Annotated in this window: 13 protein-coding genes; 6 read left to right on the top strand and 7 right to left on the bottom strand. The window is 50.8% G+C overall.

Annotation, left to right across the window (positions count from 1 at the left end; all coding sequences use genetic code 11):
• The first annotated feature begins 135 nt into the window (after positions 1 to 135).
• From J7439_RS11510 to J7439_RS11535, 6 genes are all read left to right on the top strand, one after another.
• The gene (locus J7439_RS11510; RefSeq protein ID WP_209201937.1) at positions 136 to 300 is read left to right on the top strand and encodes a hypothetical protein; all 165 of its coding nucleotides are present in this window, start codon (positions 136 to 138) and stop codon (positions 298 to 300) included.
• Positions 301 to 714: 414 nt separating this feature from the next.
• The gene (locus tag J7439_RS11515; RefSeq protein ID WP_209201938.1) at positions 715 to 1,809 is read left to right on the top strand and encodes a hypothetical protein; all 1,095 of its coding nucleotides are present in this window, start codon (positions 715 to 717) and stop codon (positions 1,807 to 1,809) included.
• The gene (locus tag J7439_RS11520; RefSeq protein ID WP_209201939.1) at positions 1,809 to 4,154 is read left to right on the top strand and encodes a glycosyltransferase family protein; all 2,346 of its coding nucleotides are present in this window, start codon (positions 1,809 to 1,811) and stop codon (positions 4,152 to 4,154) included. The genes J7439_RS11515 and J7439_RS11520 overlap by 1 nt, the downstream gene beginning before the upstream one ends.
• Complete coding sequence (locus tag J7439_RS11525) at positions 4,151 to 5,062, top strand: phytanoyl-CoA dioxygenase family protein (protein WP_209201940.1); 912 nt, start codon at positions 4,151 to 4,153, stop codon at positions 5,060 to 5,062. The genes J7439_RS11520 and J7439_RS11525 overlap by 4 nt, the downstream gene beginning before the upstream one ends.
• Positions 5,063 to 5,544: 482 nt before the next feature.
• On the top strand, positions 5,545 to 7,440 hold the full coding sequence (locus J7439_RS11530) for an F-box/WD repeat-containing protein (protein ID WP_209201941.1): 1,896 nt from the start codon (positions 5,545 to 5,547) through the stop codon (positions 7,438 to 7,440).
• 500 nt (positions 7,441 to 7,940) lie between these two features.
• Positions 7,941 to 9,791, top strand: a complete 1,851-nt coding sequence (locus J7439_RS11535) for an F-box/WD repeat-containing protein (protein ID WP_209201942.1) — start codon at positions 7,941 to 7,943, stop codon at positions 9,789 to 9,791.
• An 81-nt stretch (positions 9,792 to 9,872) separates the two neighbouring features.
• Here J7439_RS11535 and J7439_RS11540 read toward each other — a convergent pair whose 3' ends face one another.
• The 7 genes from J7439_RS11540 to J7439_RS11570 form a co-directional block, all read right to left on the bottom strand.
• Complete coding sequence (locus J7439_RS11540) at positions 9,873 to 10,925, bottom strand: MalM family protein (RefSeq protein WP_209201943.1); 1,053 nt, start codon at positions 10,923 to 10,925, stop codon at positions 9,873 to 9,875.
• A gap of 102 nt (positions 10,926 to 11,027) precedes the next feature.
• The gene (malQ, locus tag J7439_RS11545) at positions 11,028 to 13,223 is read right to left on the bottom strand and encodes a 4-alpha-glucanotransferase (RefSeq protein WP_209201944.1); all 2,196 of its coding nucleotides are present in this window, start codon (positions 13,221 to 13,223) and stop codon (positions 11,028 to 11,030) included.
• A gap of 121 nt (positions 13,224 to 13,344) precedes the next feature.
• Complete coding sequence (locus J7439_RS11550) at positions 13,345 to 14,487, bottom strand: ABC transporter ATP-binding protein (RefSeq protein WP_209201945.1); 1,143 nt, start codon at positions 14,485 to 14,487, stop codon at positions 13,345 to 13,347.
• A 40-nt stretch (positions 14,488 to 14,527) separates the two neighbouring features.
• Entirely contained in the window at positions 14,528 to 15,418 is an 891-nt protein-coding gene (gene malG / locus J7439_RS11555) for a maltose ABC transporter permease MalG (RefSeq protein WP_209201946.1), read from the bottom strand.
• A 2-nt stretch (positions 15,419 to 15,420) separates the two neighbouring features.
• Positions 15,421 to 16,953 (bottom strand): maltose ABC transporter permease MalF, encoded by a 1,533-nt coding sequence (gene malF / locus J7439_RS11560; RefSeq protein WP_209201947.1) that lies wholly within the window; start codon positions 16,951 to 16,953, stop codon positions 15,421 to 15,423.
• A gap of 107 nt (positions 16,954 to 17,060) precedes the next feature.
• Positions 17,061 to 18,242 carry a maltose/maltodextrin ABC transporter substrate-binding protein MalE gene (gene malE, locus J7439_RS11565; RefSeq protein ID WP_502950420.1) on the bottom strand — a complete coding sequence of 394 codons (1,182 nt, stop codon included), beginning with the start codon at positions 18,240 to 18,242 and terminating at the stop codon, positions 17,061 to 17,063.
• Between the two features lie 264 nt (positions 18,243 to 18,506).
• Positions 18,507 to 19,487 carry a LacI family DNA-binding transcriptional regulator gene (locus J7439_RS11570; RefSeq protein ID WP_209201949.1) on the bottom strand — a complete coding sequence of 327 codons (981 nt, stop codon included), beginning with the start codon at positions 19,485 to 19,487 and terminating at the stop codon, positions 18,507 to 18,509.
• Between the last annotated feature and the right edge of the window lie 96 nt (positions 19,488 to 19,583).

Genomic DNA, 19,583 nt, shown 5'->3' on the forward strand with positions numbered 1-19,583 from the left:
AGGGATCATGGGGAAATTATTTAACAACAATCAGGCAGCCCGGTAACCTCCTGACCTGTCAATTAAGACCGTGAGTCCATGGTGGCGAAGTGCCTTGCAGTGCCGGTAATAACTCATTAAGAACGGAGTAAGTCAATGAGCGCCCCTCTGTCTCCAGGAGCTGTCGGCGCTTCGATTGCACCGGATTGGTCTGCAAATGAGCCAGCTAAAACGACGCCCCCTTTTATCCTGACATTTTCCTCGCTTGTTTCAGTTTTTTTGCTTTCCCTGTCTTTGATGATTTCTGCAACACTGACTTAATAAACAAGATTCAAGTACTGGAATTTTCCAACAGTCCCCGAGCCAGAAAGAAACAGGTTGCTGTTATGTGTTTTCCTGGTTGCTCAAACTTGAGAAAAATCAAAGACAATGAACTTTCTCTTGATTAGATGGTCTTAAAAATCGCTGGACAGCTTTTACTACCCGGTAATCCCAAGGCCTGCATCTTTACCGGTTATCTTTGACAACTCAGGCTTTGCGGTAGGGATACTAACAACTGTCCACAGTATTAACAAAAGAGTCATTGATCAAACCAAATTCTTATGGTCGCCATAGTCGGTCCTGATAATTTGTGATCTGATTTTTCAGTCACCCTGCACAATGAAAATTCCACATTGCTCAGGTCATTATTGCCTGACTTGGGAGTTCTCAAGGCAAAAATGATTAAAACATTAAATGATGAACTCACTACCCGTTTTACCCGGCTCTTCTTCAGAAGCAGTCGCGAAAGAAGCCATACACAACACTGACCAGGGTCCTGTCAATACGCCACAGGGCAAGGTGTCCGTTTCATGGCACATCGGACAACAGCACCGTCTTGATTTCGCCTCAACCGGAGACATTTCACTGACCCAGCGGGATATTCAACACCTGTCAGCCCATCTGCCCGGATTCAAGCCACAGCCCGGGAATGGTGACCAGCCCCTGGTGACCGTGGAACACGTCCAGACCAACGGCCACCCGGTCATCGTGCAATGTGACAGAGCCGTTCAGGTTATGGCTCCCGATAACGACATCATACCGGATACCCTTCCACACCTTCTTTACGGGGCCTGTCGGGTTGAGTGGTTACGAAGAAAACTGTTCCCGGTCCATGCGGCCTGTATCGGCGATGCCTCGGGATGTTACCTGCTTGCCGGTTCCTCAGGCTCTGGCAAAACCACACTGGTACTGGAGCATGCCCGGCAGCATCTCAAACTGCCAGAACGAAAAATCATGTCGGCAGACAAAACCCTCGTCAGGTTTACCGACGACGGGCAACTCAAAGCCGTTGCGGGCACCAAGACCATTTCCGTGCGTAACCATGATATGCCCAAATGGGAGCCCGTGGTCAGTGCCGGCGTTGCTGAAGCAGGAAAATCCGAACAGTCCCTCACCAGTGTTGGGGACCGGACGCATTTTCAACTGCCTTCGGATTACTATAGTGACCCGGAATCGGAAGTCCCGGTACGGGACATTGTGCTGGTCAAGTTAAACGACAATTTCATGAAAAAAACCCTGACCGCTGAAAGTGCAAGACATCAGCTGTTTACCCTGTTCCTCGACAAGCAGCGCGAGGATATTCTGATCGGTGATCATGATGCCGTCCTTGATGGAACCGTTCCTCGCGAGGTCAAAGACTACCTGGCGCAGAAGCTCGGGGATTATCTTCGCCAGGACGGGCGGCAGACACGGCAGATCAGCGGCTCACTGCAGGACGTTTACCAATCCATAATGCCCACGCTGTCCATGGACGTGCAGCCTCCACTTATGGACAAAAAAAAAAGATAGTGATTGGCATCTGTGGCATTGGCAACGGTCATCTGAACCGTCAGCTGCCCTGCCTCAATTACCTCAGGGACAGAGCTCATCAGATCGTCCTGTTCACTTATGGGCAGGCGTTGGAGTATTTCCACAACCATCAGAAGGAGTATCCGGGGGTTCGCGTATGTGAGGTAAACAATCCCTACATTGCTGGCTGTCTGACCGGGCTGGATTTTGAGGCCACCAGTGAGCTGCCACAAAACAACCGCATGAACTTCAACCAAATCAACTTCCAGGCCATGGCAGTAGCGAGTCAACAACTGGGTACTCCGGATCTGGTGATCAGTGATTACGAGCAGGTGTCCGCCCAGTATGCCTACAGCAAACAGGCTCCGCTGATCACCAGCGACCAGCAAAGCAAGTTTTTAACCGGCAGATTCACACCTGATCTGGCGGGTACGTCATTTCGGGATGAACGGGAGCGGCTGTCACTTTTCTTTCCCCGTGCCGACAAGCGTTTGGCCATCTCTTTCTTCAACGTTCAGCCTGGAGTTCAAGAGCAACAGCGCAGGGATACTGCCAATGTAACCCTGCTGCCACCGGTGATTCGTCCGGAAATCATTGCTGCCAAAGAACAATGCCAAGGCACAACGGCCTCGTTACTGATGTACATTACTGCCCAGTCGTGGACCGCTCTGCCTATTGATCAATGGCTACAGACCGTCCGGGAGAATGTACCAGACGGCATCACAGTACATATATTTTTACCCAAACGGTGTCCGCTTCCTGCTGATAGTGGGTGTCGTCGGTTTTATCACCATGGCGACGCCCAATTTGTTTCATTACTCGCGGCCTGCGGCGGGGTGATCTCCACCGCAGGACACACACTGCTGTCAGAAGCCATGTACCTGAACAAGCCCGTCTATGCCATACCCCTGAAAAATCTGTATGAACAGCAGATCAATGCCAAAGTGATTGGCGACAACCAGTTTGGGATAAGCTCGGGGGAGCTGAGTGCAGAAAAACTGAAAACGTTTATTGCCAACCTGGCTTTTTACTCCCACAACATTGGCAAAGATAACACCGTGCTTTTACGGGGCAATGGCAAAGACCAGGTTATCCAAATCGTTGAGCAAACGCTGCAGGAAAACCAGCGCCCTGTCCAGGAGCCGTCCCCCTGCCAGGAAATCACATTTTCCAGCACGGATTCAGGGGCAGAAAAAAAGATACTATTTAATGCAGAACCCTTCGGTTTTGGCCCTTCTGCTGCCATCGGGGAAATATTTCCTTACGTACGCAAACAGGCCAGACACCTCGCCTATATCGGAGAAAAGCACACCCTCGATATTCAGTCCAAGTACCCATATAACCGAATCATTGACTGCACCGAACAGGGCTCTGCCACCGACCGAAAAGAAAAGTACCTCCGCCACCTGCGTGAATACGATCTGTTTATAACCGCCTGTGATCTGGAGGTTGCCGGGTGGGCCAAAGAAGCAGGCCTTGAAGTCATCGTATATGATCCACTGTCCTGGTACTGGAAAGAGGTGTCTCCAGCCATTACCCATGCCGACCTCTATCTGGTACAGAACTTTCTCACCGTGCAGGAGCGGTTACAGGAAAACAGGAATAAACTGCCGGAAACCATCGTCGTACCTTCCATTGTGTCCGGCCTGCAGCGTCTTCAGGATAAGCACCCCCAAACCAATACGGCCAGTCTGTTGCTGGTCAATACCGGTGGGCTGATGAATCCCCTGGTGACTTCTTCCATCATGATGAACTACGCAAAAATCATCATGAATTGCATCAACCAGACCCTTGGCAGTCACTACGACCAGCTCCAGTTTCTGGGCAGCCGTACCCTGGCAGAGGCCACAGGGGACCAGTTTGAGGTCCAGACACTGACACCTGATCAAGTGCAGGATGTTTTGCAGCAATCAACAGTGGCCCTGATGACCCCGGGACTTGGCAACATATTTGAGGCGGCCGCCCTGGGGAAAAAAATTATCTGGCTGCCTCCGGCCAATGACAGCCAGGGCCAGCAGTTAACACTGCTAAAGCAAAATCACATGGTGGATGCCAGCATTGACTGGCATGACATATTTCCCGGGACCGCTCCCATTGACTACTTCAAAAGTCAGGAAGAGGTTATGGAATCCATCACTCATCTTATAGAAAGGTTAACAACGGAACCCGGAGCAATCACAACACTCAGCCATCTCATGGATATTGCTCACCAGCAATTGTCCCATACCGACGAGTCATCATTGAGTGAACTTGACAGACGATTTTCCCATGGCGGAGGGAAAGTCATTGCTGATCAGATTCTGCAGCGACTACAAAACACCCTGAAGGAGGAGGAAAAACAATGAACCCACTGGCACGCCCCAATTGCAGTAACAATACCTTTAATGAGATCAGCTATACCGGTCATACAGTTTACGATGGAAAGTGGGCTGACCGGAAAGTCATGAAAGAAGCCTTTGAGAGGGAGGGTTACATCGTTGCCGGGAATGTTTCCACTCCAGCGGATCGTAACAGGGCTGTCAGCCTGCTGCAACGTCAGGTCAAGCATCATCCAGCGGCCAGCATCAATGGTTTTTTTGAACTGTACCATGATGATGCCCTGGCCCAGCTGAGGCAGAACCCAACCATGGTCAAGTTGTTTGAAACCCTTTGGGATAATAAAAAACTATGGGTGGTATTTGACCGATGCATTTATATGCGGCCAGAAACAGACCAGAACAGCATACTCCCCCTTCATGTGGATCAAAATCCTCATACCCAGCCCGGTTTCAGTGCGGTTCAAGGCTTACTGGCGCTCAAGGATTGTGATAAAACCACCGGCATGCTGGGTATTATCCCCGGCTCCCATCATGACTTCGGGCAATATAAATCGTGGTCAGATAATAAACAGGGCTGGATTGAATATCAGGGCGAAGATGTACAAGACCGTTGGCGGGCACTCCGGGCTGTGCAATTGAAAGAAGGGGAGATGGTGGTTTGGGATTCTCGCCTGACCCACTCACGATTTAATCCAGACCCGGACTGCACCGACGACAGGCGCGAGCGTATGCTGGCGATGATCAGCTTTCTGCCCGCCTCTGCCGATGAGGCGCTAAGGGAAAAAAGGGTGCACGCCATGGAAAGCGGCACAGGCCAATACAATCATGAGGCAGGATTGCGGAAAACGGCAGGTTCTGACATTCAATCATTACGGGTAAACCGGGAAAACCTGACGGAAACAGGCAGGAAAATCTATGGTATCGAACCCTGGTGATGCTGGAGCAGTACTACCTGGCCAGATAAGGAAGCGCTTGATGATACCTTGTTCCCACGGTCCCGAGTTTGTTGCAAAAGTTATAAAAGCCTTGAACCACAAAGACACGAAGACACGAAGGATGCCTTTTTGATTTGCTGAGCGTAACTCAGGCAAGCCCAGAATAACCTTTGTGTCTTTGTGTCTTTGTGCCTTTGTGGTGCCCTTCTTTTTAAGTCCTTTCGCAACACCCTCTCCCCCGTGGGAATGCATACCGAACCTCTCCGTAAATTAGCCTCCCATTAAACTCTTATAATTCCGGGCAGAAACAGGCTGTTCCACATCCTGCAGGCTTCGGGGGGTTATCTGAGTTAATTAATCAAAGGACAATCAAGGCTGCCCGTGAACTTCCTGACCTTTGGCCTGTCCATTAAAACCGTGAATCAATGGTTGCCACATGTTTCGCAGTGCCGGTAATAACTCATTAATAATGGGGTAAGTCAATGAGTGACCCTTTGTCTTCAGGTGCCGCCGGTGTCCCGATGGCACCGGATTGGCCTGCACATCTGCCGACAAAAACCTCACCCTCTGACTCCCCGTCCACTATCGCGCTTGCGGAGATAAGTCCTCAGAAACAGCCCCCGCAGAAACAAACTTTGTGGCAAAGAAGGATTACTGAACTTCCTCCCGAACTGTTGGCCATGATTTTTGACCACCTTGAATTCGATGATATCCGACGTGTCAATGCAACCTGTCTTGCATTTCGGGATGTGGTCACAGAATGCAAATACATTCAGGAACTGTCTTATTTTGCCCGACTTCCGCAACGCTTCCGGGAACAGTTCCAGCAACATGTCTTTGGGCAGAAAAAATCCCGGTTCTTTCATCCATTTGCCACTCCAGCATTACGCAACAATAGAGGGATATCGTTCAGGGACAGGATAATAAAGAACCTCCCGCAGATGTCCGCACTATTATGCCTTGACACCCTGGGGAGGATGGAATCATGTCCGGCTTATCGCATGGTCAAGCTATTAAAAGTTACGCTCCCTCAGCGTGCAGCATGGAATTCACAGCCACAGACCGGTGCCGCTATTGAGGTTCGCTTCAGCCCGTCCAGTCGTCATCTGTTGTTTTATGGCCGTTGCCTGAATGACTCCCGAGTTCTGGCCAGGGATGACCAGGGGCAATGGGCAGAAGAGCACCTGAATTGGTCCGATAACAGCCGCTCCCGGGTGGTTTCCGGGGCAAATTTCAGTGCTTGTGAAAATCGCCTGTTTACCTGGAACGGTAAGAATCGCGCGAATATGTTGCAACCTGCCCACAACCGCTGGGATGAAGACGACAAGGTAAAGTTATCGGGTCATGCGGTCGTGTTCAGCCCCTCGGGGAAATATATGGCGGCCTACAAGCACGATCCTTTCATCGTCTGTCGCATGGACAACAATAATAAATGGCGAAAAGTGAAGATTAACGGCCTCTCCGGAGAGTTGATTAAACTCGCCCTGTTCAGTCCATCGGAGCGATATTTGGCACTCCTCTGGTCGCATCCAACATCATGGGTGAATGAAATAACGATGCTATCTCTGAATGATCGTAGCGCTGAAGTCTGGAAATCACAGAACCTAAAAATATGTGAACATTATTTTGTTACTCATGCCCAATTTGGCCCGGTCGCAGATCAGTTACTGGTGGGTTTTGAAAAAAATCATGGCATTACCGGGCAGGTCTCAATATACAGCCGGGAATCATCGGGGAAATGGGAAGAGACTGTGATCTTCCCATGCTATTGTCCGGTTTTCTTGAGTTCTAACGGTCAATATCTGTTCAATAAAAGCTGGCTCATGGGCCTTGATATACTGCAAAACAAGTCCAGAGACTATGACGTGCGGCTATGGCACCTACCGGAAAATTTGTCTGCCGGATCGCTGGACGATGGTCGCTTGCTGCAGCCGGATGCCGTATCAAGAGCGATTCTTGATTCAGAAATAACGCTCAGACACAGTTTTCCGGTAAAAGTGGCGCGGTTCAGTCCGTCTGACAATTACCTAGTGGTCAGCTGTGAGTCGGGTACAGTCTACATCTGGGGGAAGAGCCAGGCTGGACAATGGGCAATTGAAACCATCACCGAAGAATGCGCCCCAATCACCATACCCTGGTTTAGCCCGTCCGGCCTTCATGTGCTGACCTGGAACCGTTCAATGGTAGGAATCCTCGGGCGCAGCGGTCAACAGCACTGGTCACTCAAAGGGGTTATCAAGCAAGACGGTATTCTGAAAGCCTACTTCAATCCACTATCAGAGCATGAGGTGGTGGTCCTGAGCCAAACTCAGAATGGCGACGTTACCAATATCAGTTTACAAGTCTGGGAAATAAGGGATGCTGGTACGCAGGATTGAAGGCAAATGCGGTATGCATTACCACGCAGGGCGTGGAAATAAGAAGATACCGGAGCCTGCAGGATGTCAAACAACCGGTCAGGAATTCATGTCAGAAAACCGGTGACTTTACTCCGTTGTCATTGTGAGTTAACGATCAATAATTTTTAAAACAGCCTCTTAATGTCTGCCGTAAGAACAACCTGTTTCTGTCCGGAAACTTCCTGCCCTCAGGTCTGTCCAATATCATCATAAATCCATGGTTATGAAGGTTCTAGGAGGTTGACCGAGAATAGCGCCCGTAGCGAGGATGGCAGAAAATTGAGGATAAAAAGTCGGAAATTTTTAGTGAATAGTGGTTCTATTTGCTAAAAATTTCCGACTTTTTAGACCAATTTGCTGCCACCGCACGACTGCATGGATGCAGGAGCTAGAGCAACGCAGGAGCGGTTGCCGGTAGGGCAGCCTATTCTCGGTCAGCCTCCTAGCCGGTAATAACTCATTAAGAATGGAGTAAGTCAATGAGCGACCCTCTGTTTCCAGGGGCTGTCGGCGCTTCGATTGCACCGGATTGGCCTGCAAATGAGCCTGCTAAAACGCCCCCCCCCGGCTCCCCACGCGCTATCGCACTCCCGGAGGCAAGTCCGCAGACACAGCTTCCGCAACAACAACCGTTGTGGCAAAGAAGTATTACTGAACTCCCTCACGAACTTTTGGTCATGATTTTTGACCATCTTGAATTCGATGACATCCGGCAAGTTAATGCAACCTGCCTGACATTCCGGGAAGTGGTGAAAGAAAACAATTATATTCAGGAACTGTCTTATTTTGCCCGACTTCCGCAACGCTTCCGGGAACAGTACCGGCAAATTGCCCCGTGGCAGAAAAAATCCAGGTGCTCTCATCCATTTGCCACTCCAGCATCACGTAACAACAGAGGGATATCGTTCAGGGACAGGATAATAAAGAACCTCCCGCAGATGCCCGCACTACTATGCCTTGAGACCTTGAGGAGGATGGAATCATGCCCGGCTTACCGCCTGGTTCCGGGACACAAAGTCACTCTCCCGCAGCGTGATACAACTGAACCATATAATCAGACCGAAACTATTCTTGATTTTTGCCTCAGCCAGTCCAGTCGTCATCTGTTGTTTTATGGACGTCATTTGAATGACTACCGTATTCTGGCCAGGGATGACCGGGGGCAATGGGCAGAAGAGTACGTCAATTGGTCCGGTAACAACGGCAGCCGGGTGATTACCGGGGCAAATTTCAGTGCTTGCACGAACCGCCTGTTAACCCGCAGCAGTGAGGGTTATGTGAATACCTTACGGTCTGCTAACAGCTGTTGGGAGGAAGTCGGCAAGGAAACTTTGCCGAACCAGACGGTCCAATTCAGCCCTTCCGGGAAATATATGGTGACCTGTAATGAGGACAATCAGGTACTCATCTGGTGCATGGACGAAAATAATAAAAATTGGCTGAAAATGAAGGTTTCCGGCCTCTCCCCCAGAGCGTTGATTGATCAAGTCCAGTTCAGTCCAACGGAGCGGTATCTGTCACTGCGCACGCTGGATAAAAGAACCATTTTATCTCTGGATGATTGTGGAGTCTGGTCAGCACAGCATTCAATATTAATAGCAGAGGATTCGGGTTATGCCTGCTTCAGCCCAGTGGCAGATCAGCTTCTGGTGGGTATTGAACACAAACCCTACAATCCCGGGCGGGTTGCAATTCACAGCCCTGATCCATCGGGGAAATGGCAAGAGACGGTAATCTTCCCGACATACTTTCCGCTTCAATTCAGCTCTACCGGTAAATACCTGTTCGCTATATCTGATAAAATGGGCGGTCCGACGCCTTGCGAGGATTTGCTGCTATGGCACAGACCGGAAAATTGGTCTGACTGGTCGCTGAACCGGCCTCTCTCGCCGGAGTTGAGTTCCGCGTCAAGGCTTGAATCAGCAATAAGGCTCAAACATGATGGCGCTGTATATCAGGCGCTATTCAGCCCGTCTGACAGTCACTTGCTGACCACCAGCTATAGAGGGACCGGTACAATTTGTATCTGGGAGAAGAGCCAGGCAGGGGCATGGTTAATTCAAACCATCACCAGGGAGTACATCCCACGCGTCACCCACTTTAGCCTGTCAGGCCTTCATGCACTGACTTGCAACGATCACATGGTAGAAATCCTGGGGCGCAACGATCAAAAGCACTGGTCACTCAAGGGGAAGATCGAGCAAGACGGTATCCTGAAAGCATGCTTCAATCCCATGTCAGAGCATGAAGTGGTGGTCTTGAGCCGTACCGGGGAAGGCGATATGACCAATTTCACTCTACAAGTTTGGGAAATAAGCAAGCCGGATTGAAGACAATGGCCAGCTGTTTTGAACTCGTTCCCCCAGTGTCCCCCGTGGGAACAAGAAAACGAGCTGGCGCCCCGAACACGTTCAGAACAGCGCATCTATATGACTGAGCAACATCCTGGCCTGATCAATCACCCCCAGGGCAGCCCGTGTTTCACCTTGTTGCAAATACATCATTAACTGCTGCTGATAAGCATGGGACAAGCGTTTATCGATTTCCTGCGAATCTGAAGCGGTGCTTTCAATGGCATTACCATCGGATTCACGTCTATAAAGCGCAGAAAATGCCACCTGCAGATCAGCATGCATCTGACCCGCACTCTCCCGCAGCGCCAAAGCCTCCTGAACCTTGCCATCGCCCAGCAACTGAAGAACGGTCTCTCGATACTCTTTACTTAAAGCAATAGTGTCAAAAGCGACGGCTGCCTCAGCCTCTCTTCCTGTAGGAACCGGCGGCGTATAAGCAGGCCCCGGCGCAGAGCCGGCACTGTACGCTTCGGTCAGTGACATGGCTTCCAGAGTAATAACCCCATGATCACTGGCCGTCGCCAGCACATCCTTGGTAGCCGGTGGCATAAAGCCCCGGGCCTTTGCATACTCCTTCTCCATATCAACAACCTGAAGCTTATGGTTGCGACCATCATCACTCATATAAACGACAATGTATTCAACTGGCGTCAGCAGCGGGTCACGATTGTCTACCACAAAGCTGTGATAAAAATACTCCTGACCAAGCAGGCCCGGCTTCTGGTAATGCAAAGCCGTAACTGGCACGGTTTTAACCAACTGGTAATGCTTATCGAGCAGTTGCACTTCCGGCATAAAGGCCGAAGCTTCCCGGCCAAATTTCCCACGTTTTATCTGACTGCTGATTTTGAACCGGTAGGCACCATACCCGGGTAGCTGCCAGCCTATAACGGCAGAATCGCTGTCAGTCGTTTTCAGCGTTGCAGACTGTTCCGTCAGCCCAATGGTCTGCTGAATAGCTTCGTCGTATATCCGCAGTGGTTGATAGTTCAGGGTCGGTAAAGAGTGGTAAACAGCCACAGGCTCTTTAGCAGCCGGGGCTATCGAAGAATCATTGGTTGCACAGCCAGCCAGTAGGCCAAGTGCCAGGCAGAGCGCTGTTTTTTTCATCGTATTACTCAACGGGATAAATCAATTGCCTGAATTCTATCGGTATTCATCAGAGAGCGAGTCTGTAAACGATTACAGATCCCGCTACGATCAGCTTAAGGGCTACTTTGCCTTACGACAGCCACTCAGGTTGGCAAAGAACTGCTGATTCTCTTTGCTGGCCAGCATTGCAGAAATACTCTGAGGCAGACGACGACGCCAGTTTGGATATTCACTACAGGTGCCAGGTACATTCACCGGAGAGTCAATCATCATCACATCTTCCAGCTGGAAGCCGGCTATTTGCGAAGCCGACAAGGCCAGGTAATAGCTGAATCTCTCCATGATGTTACGACTGAATGCCGGTGCCGTGTTTGCCTGAAGGTCAACGCCTTCTGGTAATTCACCAAGGTCAGCCAGGGTATTCAGCACTGCCTTGCGGGTCTGTTCGCGGGCATCGTGGTCAGCGGCGGCACGCTCTTCGGAGAAAAAGCCCAGGGATTCCATCAGGTCGATGTCTTTGCCATCCCACCAGCCTTTCATGGTGGGTGTGTCATGGCACACCAGCATCGCCAGGGCTTTTTCACGGTACTTGTCGGGTGCCGTATAACGATCCTTATTCTGCTGGAAGATCCCCATCACACTGCCGTACATTCTTGCCGGAGGCAGACTGTCGGTTATTTCCTGTGGTACCACACCCAGGTCTTCACCAAACACCAGACACTGTTGGCGATGACTTTCCAGTTTGATAATCCCCAGCAAATCCTGCAGCGGATAATGGACGTAACAGCCATAACGGGCACCTTTGTTGTCGGTGTTGCCGTTCGGACACCACCAGAGACGGAACAACCCCATGGCATGATCAATACGCAACGCACCGCAGTTACGCATATTGTTCCGAATCAGCTCAACGAAGGGCTGGTAACGTTCCTCTTTCAAGACCACCGGGTTGAACGGTGGCAGACCCCAGTCCTGACCCATCGGCCCCAAACCATCGGGCGGGGCTCCAGTGCTGGCTTCGAGAACAAATAAATTACGATCCGCCCAGACATCGGCACCGTTGCTGTCGACACCCACCGCCAGGTCACGGTAGAGACCAACCATCATACCAGCGTCTTTGGCTTTGTCCTGGGCCGCGTTCAGCTGTTCATCCATCTGCCACTGGAGGTATTTAAAGAACGTAATCCGTGCCTGATTCATCCTGGCAAAGGCCCTGACCTCTTTACTGTCTGGCACCTGGTACGCCTCTGGCCAGCAGCGCCATCCCCAGCTATTAATATCGGTTTTCCGGAAATGCTCATACAGTGCTTCAAACAGGGCAAACTGATCTAACCGCGCGCCCCTTGACTGACAGAAAGCGGTGAACGCCTGATCCCGGTCTGTTCCCTTGCCCAGATGCTGTTCGGCAAACTCATTAAACAACAGTTCCAACACCGACATTTTAAATGGTGCAACTTTGTCGTATTCAACAAGGTCGGTGCTGCGTAATTGATCAATCAATCCCTGGTGGTGTGCAACAATCTCACGGGCTGATGCACAGTCTGTGTACTCCGCCACCTGTTCAGGATCAATGTACAGTACATTATCAAACAGGCGGGTCGATGGACTGTAAGGCGAGCAGTGCAGTGGATTGGACGGATACAGGGCATGCACCGGATTCAGGCCAACAAAATCAGCTCCTTGCTCACCCATACCTGCCGCCAGCGCACCCAGGTCGGTGAGATCACCCATCCCCCAGTTACGTTCAGAGCGAAGGGTATACAGCTGAATACCGGAACCCCAGATTTTAGCGCCCTGTTTCATGGCTTCCGGTTCATAACAAACTTCTGGTACCACAATCAATCCGGCTTCTGCCGTGAACGCTTTCCCCTGAACCGCCATCGTGTGATAACCCAGTGGCAGGTATTCAGGCACTGAAACCTCAAGGGCAATATACTCTTTGCGCTCCAGCTTCACGGTTTTGGACACAACAGCCGTGGTCAGATCAGCATGATGGCTAACCTGGTCACCGTTTTCCAGCGTTATCCTCACCTCAACAGACGATGGACGTTTACTCTTGGGGCAGCGCAGTACGAAAGAGAAGTTTTGCCCCTGATGGGCAACCGTCACTGGTGATAAAGGAGATTGCCACAGCTTTAACTGTTCAGTGGCTATCGCCTGTTTCAGCGCCGCATTACTGCTAACGTCAAAACCCATGGCAGCCAGCAGGGGAATTTTGTTCTCAGTGTCAATGGCTACCGGAGTACCATCCCAGTCCTTATAGCCGCTGGCCATGCCACACAGGTCACCCAGACTGTCGATTAATTGGTGATCAAGCATTGAGTTTCTTCATAGGTAGGCCGGCAACCTGGAAGGTTGCCGGAGATTGCACAAAATTTGTCGTATGGAATGCAGGTTGTTCCAACGGTCTTCCACGGGAGGGAATCAGGTGTCAGCAATATCAGTCAAATACTGGTGACCTGGTCCGTGAAAACGCAACACCATTGGCATCAAACAGATGACAGTTTTCCGCCGGAACACCCACATGGAATTCAGCACCAGGCTGACGACGCAGGGAATCTTCCACCCGGGCGATAAACGCTTCGTGAATATCCGGATGATTCAGGTAGATAAATGACTCATTACCCAGGCGCTCAATGGTTTCGATAGTGCCGGTGATGCAGTTTTCTGCGCCATTCGCCTCTTCATGATTCAGTACGTCCTGTGGCCGAATACCCAGTGTTACTTTATCGCCAGGCTTCCCATTGCGGGTGTCGTTGCAAACACGCAACTCGGTACCACACTCCAGCTTGATTTTAGTCTCTTTCTGATCGGGTTCCACTATCGTGGCACGGAAGAAGTTCATCTTCGGTGAGCCGATAAAACTGGCCACAAACAGGTTGCACGGGTTGTGATAAAGTTCCAGCGGTGCACCCACCTGCTCCAGGTTGCTTTCTGCACCCTCTGCCAGTGGGCTGAGCACCACGATACGATCGGCCAGCGTCATGGCCTCTACCTGATCGTGGGTTACATAGATGGCCGTTGTCTTCAGTTTATTATGCAGACGGGACAACTCCTGCCGCATCTGTACCCGCAGGGATACGTCCAGGTTGGACAGCGGCTCATCAAACAGAAACAGCCTCGGTTCCTGTACAATTGAGCGACCAATCGCCACCCGCTGGCGCTGACCACCAGACATCGCCTTTGGCTTACGATCCAACAGCTTTTCCAGCTGCAAAATTCTGGCCGCTTCATCCACACGACGATTGATCTCGGCCTTGTCCGCTTTTGCCAGCTTCAGGCCAAACTCCATATTTTCCCGAACCGTCATATGGGGATAGAGTGCATAAGACTGGAACACCATACCAACACGACGCTCGTTGGGCGGCATATCGTTGGATCGCTCACCGTCCAGCTCTAACAAACCGCCGGAAATATCTTCCAGGCCACAAATCATCCGCAACAACGTCGACTTACCGCAACCGGAAGGGCCAACGAAGGCGACAAATTCACCATCTTCAATGTGCAGATTGATGTTCTTCAGAACAAATGTCTTGCCACCGTCGTAGCTTTTGTCCAGTTGAGTCAGCTTTACTTCAGCCATTGTCTTTCTCTTGTCTAAGCCTTTCTAAACGGTAAATCCGTTAACCTTTCACACCACCAGCCGTCAGACCATTGACCAGATAACGCTGGGCCATCAGGAAGACGACAGTAATGGGCATGCCGGTCAAAATTGCGGCAGCGGCAAAATCACCCCAGAGGTAGTTCTGGGCATAGAGGAACTGTTTCATACCCACGGCCAGGGTCAGCTGGTCAACGCCCTGAAGCAGGACAGACGCAATCGGGTACTCACCAATCACCCCAATAAACGACAGTACAAAGACAACCGCCAGAATAGGTACAGACAGTGGCAGCAGAATATGCCTGAATGCCTGCCAGGGGGTGGCACCGTCGATATAGGCCGACTCTTCCAGGGCCACATCAATACTTTCGAAATAGCCTTTAATCAGCCAGATGTGCATGGTGATACCGCCCAGATAGGACATCACCAGGGCACTGTGAGTATTCAACCCCAGCCATGGCACCACACCGCCCAACTTATTAAAGAAGGCATGGAAAGCCACCAGGGCCAGCACCGCCGGGAACATCTGCAGAATCATCATGCTGGTAAGCAAGTGGTTCTTAAAACGGAAGCGCAGCCGGGCAAACGCATAAGCACCGGTCGTGGACAGCATCAGGATCAGCGCCGAGGTGGTAAAGCTCACTTTCAGGGAGTTCCACAGCCAGGTCAGTACCGGGAAGGTCGGCTTAATCACCGTGCCATCGGCGGTGGTGTACTCAAAACCCAACACCATTGCCCAGTGTTCCAGGCTGGGGTTATCCGGAATCAAACTGCCGGTAGCAAAGTTACCGGTCCGGAATGACACCGAAATAATCATCAAAAATGGAAACATCACCAGACAGAGCAGCAGAATCATGATGATCCGGGCTGCCCATACCCGATATTGCAGGTTTCGTGGTTGTACCATCGCCATTATCAATACTCCTGTGAACTGCGGGTGGCCCTGAGGTTAACCCAGGAGATAAATCCGACGATCAGGAAGATCATCGTGGCAATAGCAGACGCCAGACCAAAGTCCTGACCCGCGACAAATGCCGTACGGAAGGTGAAGTTCACCAGCAAATCCGTGAAGCCTGCTTCCGTTGTCGTTCCGGCCATCATCGGGCCTCCCGCTGTCAACAGGTCAATCAGCACAAAGTTATTGAAGTTAAAGGCAAAGCTGGCAATCAGAATCGGTGCCAGCGGTTTGGCAATATTGGGCAGTGTTATGTACAGCAGGTTATGAATCGGGTTGGCACCATCAATGGCAGAAGCTTCATAGAGATCGTCCGGAATCGCTTTCAGCAGCCCCATACAGACGATCATCATATAGGGGTAACCAAGCCAGGTGTTGACGATCAGAATCATGGTTCTGGCAAAAGTCGGGTCGGTCATCCACTCAGGACTAATGCCAAACAACCCTTCCAGTATCATATTGATCTCACCGAAGTTCTGGTTAAACAAGCCCTTGAAAATCAGAATGGAAATAAACGCTGGCACAGCATAAGGAAGGATCAGCAGCACCCGGTAAATCGCCCGCTCTTTCAGTGGTTCCCACTGCATCAGGTTAGCCAGCAACAGACCAATCACCAGACAGAACAAAACACTGCCCGCAGAAAAGACAATGGTCCACACAAAAATCTTGAAAAACGGCTCACGAATACCTTTGTCATTGATCAGACGTTCGTAGTTTTCCCCACCCACATACACAGAGAAACCGGGGGCAACCCGCTCACCACTGTCGGTCACATAGAAGCCCGTGGTCATATCCGGGCGTATGACTTTACCGGTGTTGATCTCAACCAGGTTGTCGTTTTTCTCTTCCCGATACTGCGGTGCCATCGCAGAAAACTCACGCAGGGATGACATCACCAGGCGAGTATCACCGGCAAGGTTGACCGCCACTGAACCCAGCGCCGAGCGCTGCTGAACCACCTCCCGCATGGACAGTTTGTTACCCTCTGCATCGGCACCAAGGCGGGCATTAACCTCTACCGGGTCACCATTCAGTACGAAAGCGTCGGAGGTATAAATACTATTTTTGTCGTTTTTATCAGTCAGCTGCAGCTGAAACTGGTCGTTTTGCTGAAAAAGCGCCAGTGTGTAGCTGTGTTCGCCGTTTTTTACCTGCTTGTTCAGGTGAATCTCTTTGACCCGTTCAAGGCTCAGAATATTGGCAGAGCCGTAATTGGTAAACGAAATGCTAAAGGTATACACCAGCGGGAAAACGATAAACATCATAATGCCCAGCAAACATGGGTACACGTAGCGATAGCTGTAACCACGCTTGTTGGTAAAAATCCATGTGCCCAGGCTGCCCAGAACCAGCAGGGTTAATGGGAAAAGCACTTCGCCCTGAAAATAGAGCAGGGCAATGACATAAAGCAGGGCTAGATCAATCAGGGCAACGAGCGCCCACTTTGGCCCGTTGCCAGACAACAATGATCTGACATTGGCGGGAATGGTCATGGTGTTTGTCTCTCCGGGAGGGTTTTGAGCCGATCATCAAAACGACGACCGGCAGATGTAACGGGTCACGTCAATGTAAGCCTGCGCTACACCCCGTTGCGCAGTTTTTAGTTGGCAATCAGCTTGGCAGCGTTGTTCAGTGCCACTTCAACAGTTTCCTGACCGGTGGTGATATTGGTCAGGGCAGACTGGGTAGCTGACCAGAATTTACCCATTTCCGGAACGTTAGGCATCAGCAGACCATTCATAACATTCTGGTAAGTGGCTTCGATGCGTGGGTCCGCCGCCAGCTTCTTCATGTACGCCTTGTGAGCAACGGCACCCAGTGGCTTGTCGTTGTTCAGCGTTGTCAGGCCTTCTTCGGTGAGGACATAGTTCTCGATAAACTCTTTAGCCAAACCCTGATTTGGCGAAGCGTTGTTCAGAGCAGCGGCCCAGACGCCAACAAACGCACGGGACGGACTACCGTCGATAGAAGGCAGTGGCGCAACACCGTAGTTGATCTTGCTCTTTTCCAGGTTGGCCCAGGCCCAGGGACCGGAGATCATCATCGCCACTTCACCCTTGTTGAAGCTGGCTTCCATCACACCGTAATCAACGCCCCGTGGCATCACGCCCTCGTCGATGATTTTCGCCAGCATCTTGCCACCTTTGATGGCACCGGCACTGTTTACACCGATATCAGAAACGTCATAGCCGGTGGGTACTTCCTTGAATACATAACCGCCGTTGGAGGCCAGCATCGGCGTAGTGAAGTAAGGCTGAACCTGGTCCCACATGATGGTGGTGATATCTTTCTTATCCAGCTCTTTTTTCAGTTCGAACATCTCTTCATAAGAGGCAGGTGCCGTTTTGATGATGTCCTTGTTGTAAATCAAACTGATGGCTTCCATGGCGACCGGATAGCCGTATACGTTGCCATTGTGAGACGTGGCCTGCCAGCCTTTGGCTTCGATATCAGCCTTGACATTGTCAGAAGGCTTGATGGGTGCCAACAGACCAGATTCAGCCCACTCACCGAAACGATCATGTGCCCACATAACAATATCCGGACCCTTACCGGTGGCAGCAGCCTGCTGGAAACGATCGGTCAGATTCTCAGGAATCTCAATCTTTACCTTAACGCCCAGCTCTTCTTCAAAACGCTTACCTACAACTTCCATACCGTTATAGGCTTTATCGCCACCAATCCACACAACCAGCTCGTCGTCAGAGAACGCCATGGCTGTGTTGGCACCCATAGAGATAGCCAGCGCAGAAGCAATCGCTGCAGCAACCGTTTTTTTCATCATCTCTCTACCTACTCCGGTATTTCCCTGAACCAGGGTGATCATTGAAATTCTCAGGCTCTTGTCATTTAGATCGGAGTGAACACTTTCATTCAAATGCGCTGTCGAGACAACAGACCTGAAAAACGATCGCTATCTTCAATGAATTGGTGTCTGAAAGAAATCGTAAAACGTTTACAGAATGCCCACTTTCTGGTGTGATCCGTGAGTATTTGATACAAATCAACATATTTTGTGCATTTTCAGGAAAATGCCGGGTCAGCCTCACGCCATGACACAGGAGGTCTGCCCTTTACGAAGAAACACATCCAGCCAACATCCACGAGGCTCACAGGATTTCATGGCCTCCATCACCAGTTCTGCTCCCTGAACCGCAATACTTTCTATATCCTGTCGTACGGTGGTCAGTGAATGATAGCGATCATCATCGATACCATCGTAACCCACCACCTGAACATCATCCGGTACCCGCCTACCGGTATCCGCCAGTGCCATGGAAATGCCTGTGGCGACAATGTCAGAAAAAGCGACAAACGCATCAGGCTTAATCCCCGATTCCAGCAAGCCACGTATACGACGATAGCTATCTAATGCAGGCAGACCGGTATCCACTGAAATTTCTATGGCCTCCGAAGGAATAAGCCCCGCTTCCAGCATCGCCTTGCGATAGCCCTGGTAACGCATGCACGAAACTGCATGGTCACTGTGCAGGCACACATAATAAATAGTACGACAGCCATTCCCAAGCAGGTGCGTGGTCGCCAGAAAACCACCCTGTTCATCGTTAGAAGCAACCCAGAAATGCCCCTCCCGCACATCCCCGATACTCACATAGGGAGCCTTCTGCTCCTGCACCTTCTGATAGCGGGGATCATCATGGTGCAAGCCAATGCCAACATAGGCTTTGGCCGACGTCATCAGCTCACCTTCAGGAGAAAACTTCACCCGCTTGACCCGATACCCCTGCCGCTCCAGCTCAATCTTCAGCGCTTCATACACTTTTAATGCAAACGGCGATATGGTTCCCAGATCCAGCCCCAGCACAACCCCCACCACAAAGGCATTCTGCCCATGCAACTGCCGGGCCATATAATTGGGTTGATAGTTCAGTTCATGGGCTGCGTCCAATACCTTCTTGCGGGTGCTTTCTGAAACGTATTTTCCGCCATTGAGCACCCGACTGACGGTTGCAATGGATAATCCTGCCAGCGCCGCCACCTGGAGGATGGTTGATTGCCCAGACACTTGATTCCTTCCCAAAGGGATTTATCCCTATATCAAATAACCGACATTAATTCGAAATATAACGAACCTTCGTAATATATTTTGTTTGCAGTGTTC

This window comes from Salinisphaera sp. G21_0, from assembly GCF_017744115.1.
Taxonomy (GTDB): Bacteria; Pseudomonadota; Gammaproteobacteria; order Pseudomonadales; family Endozoicomonadaceae; genus Endozoicomonas.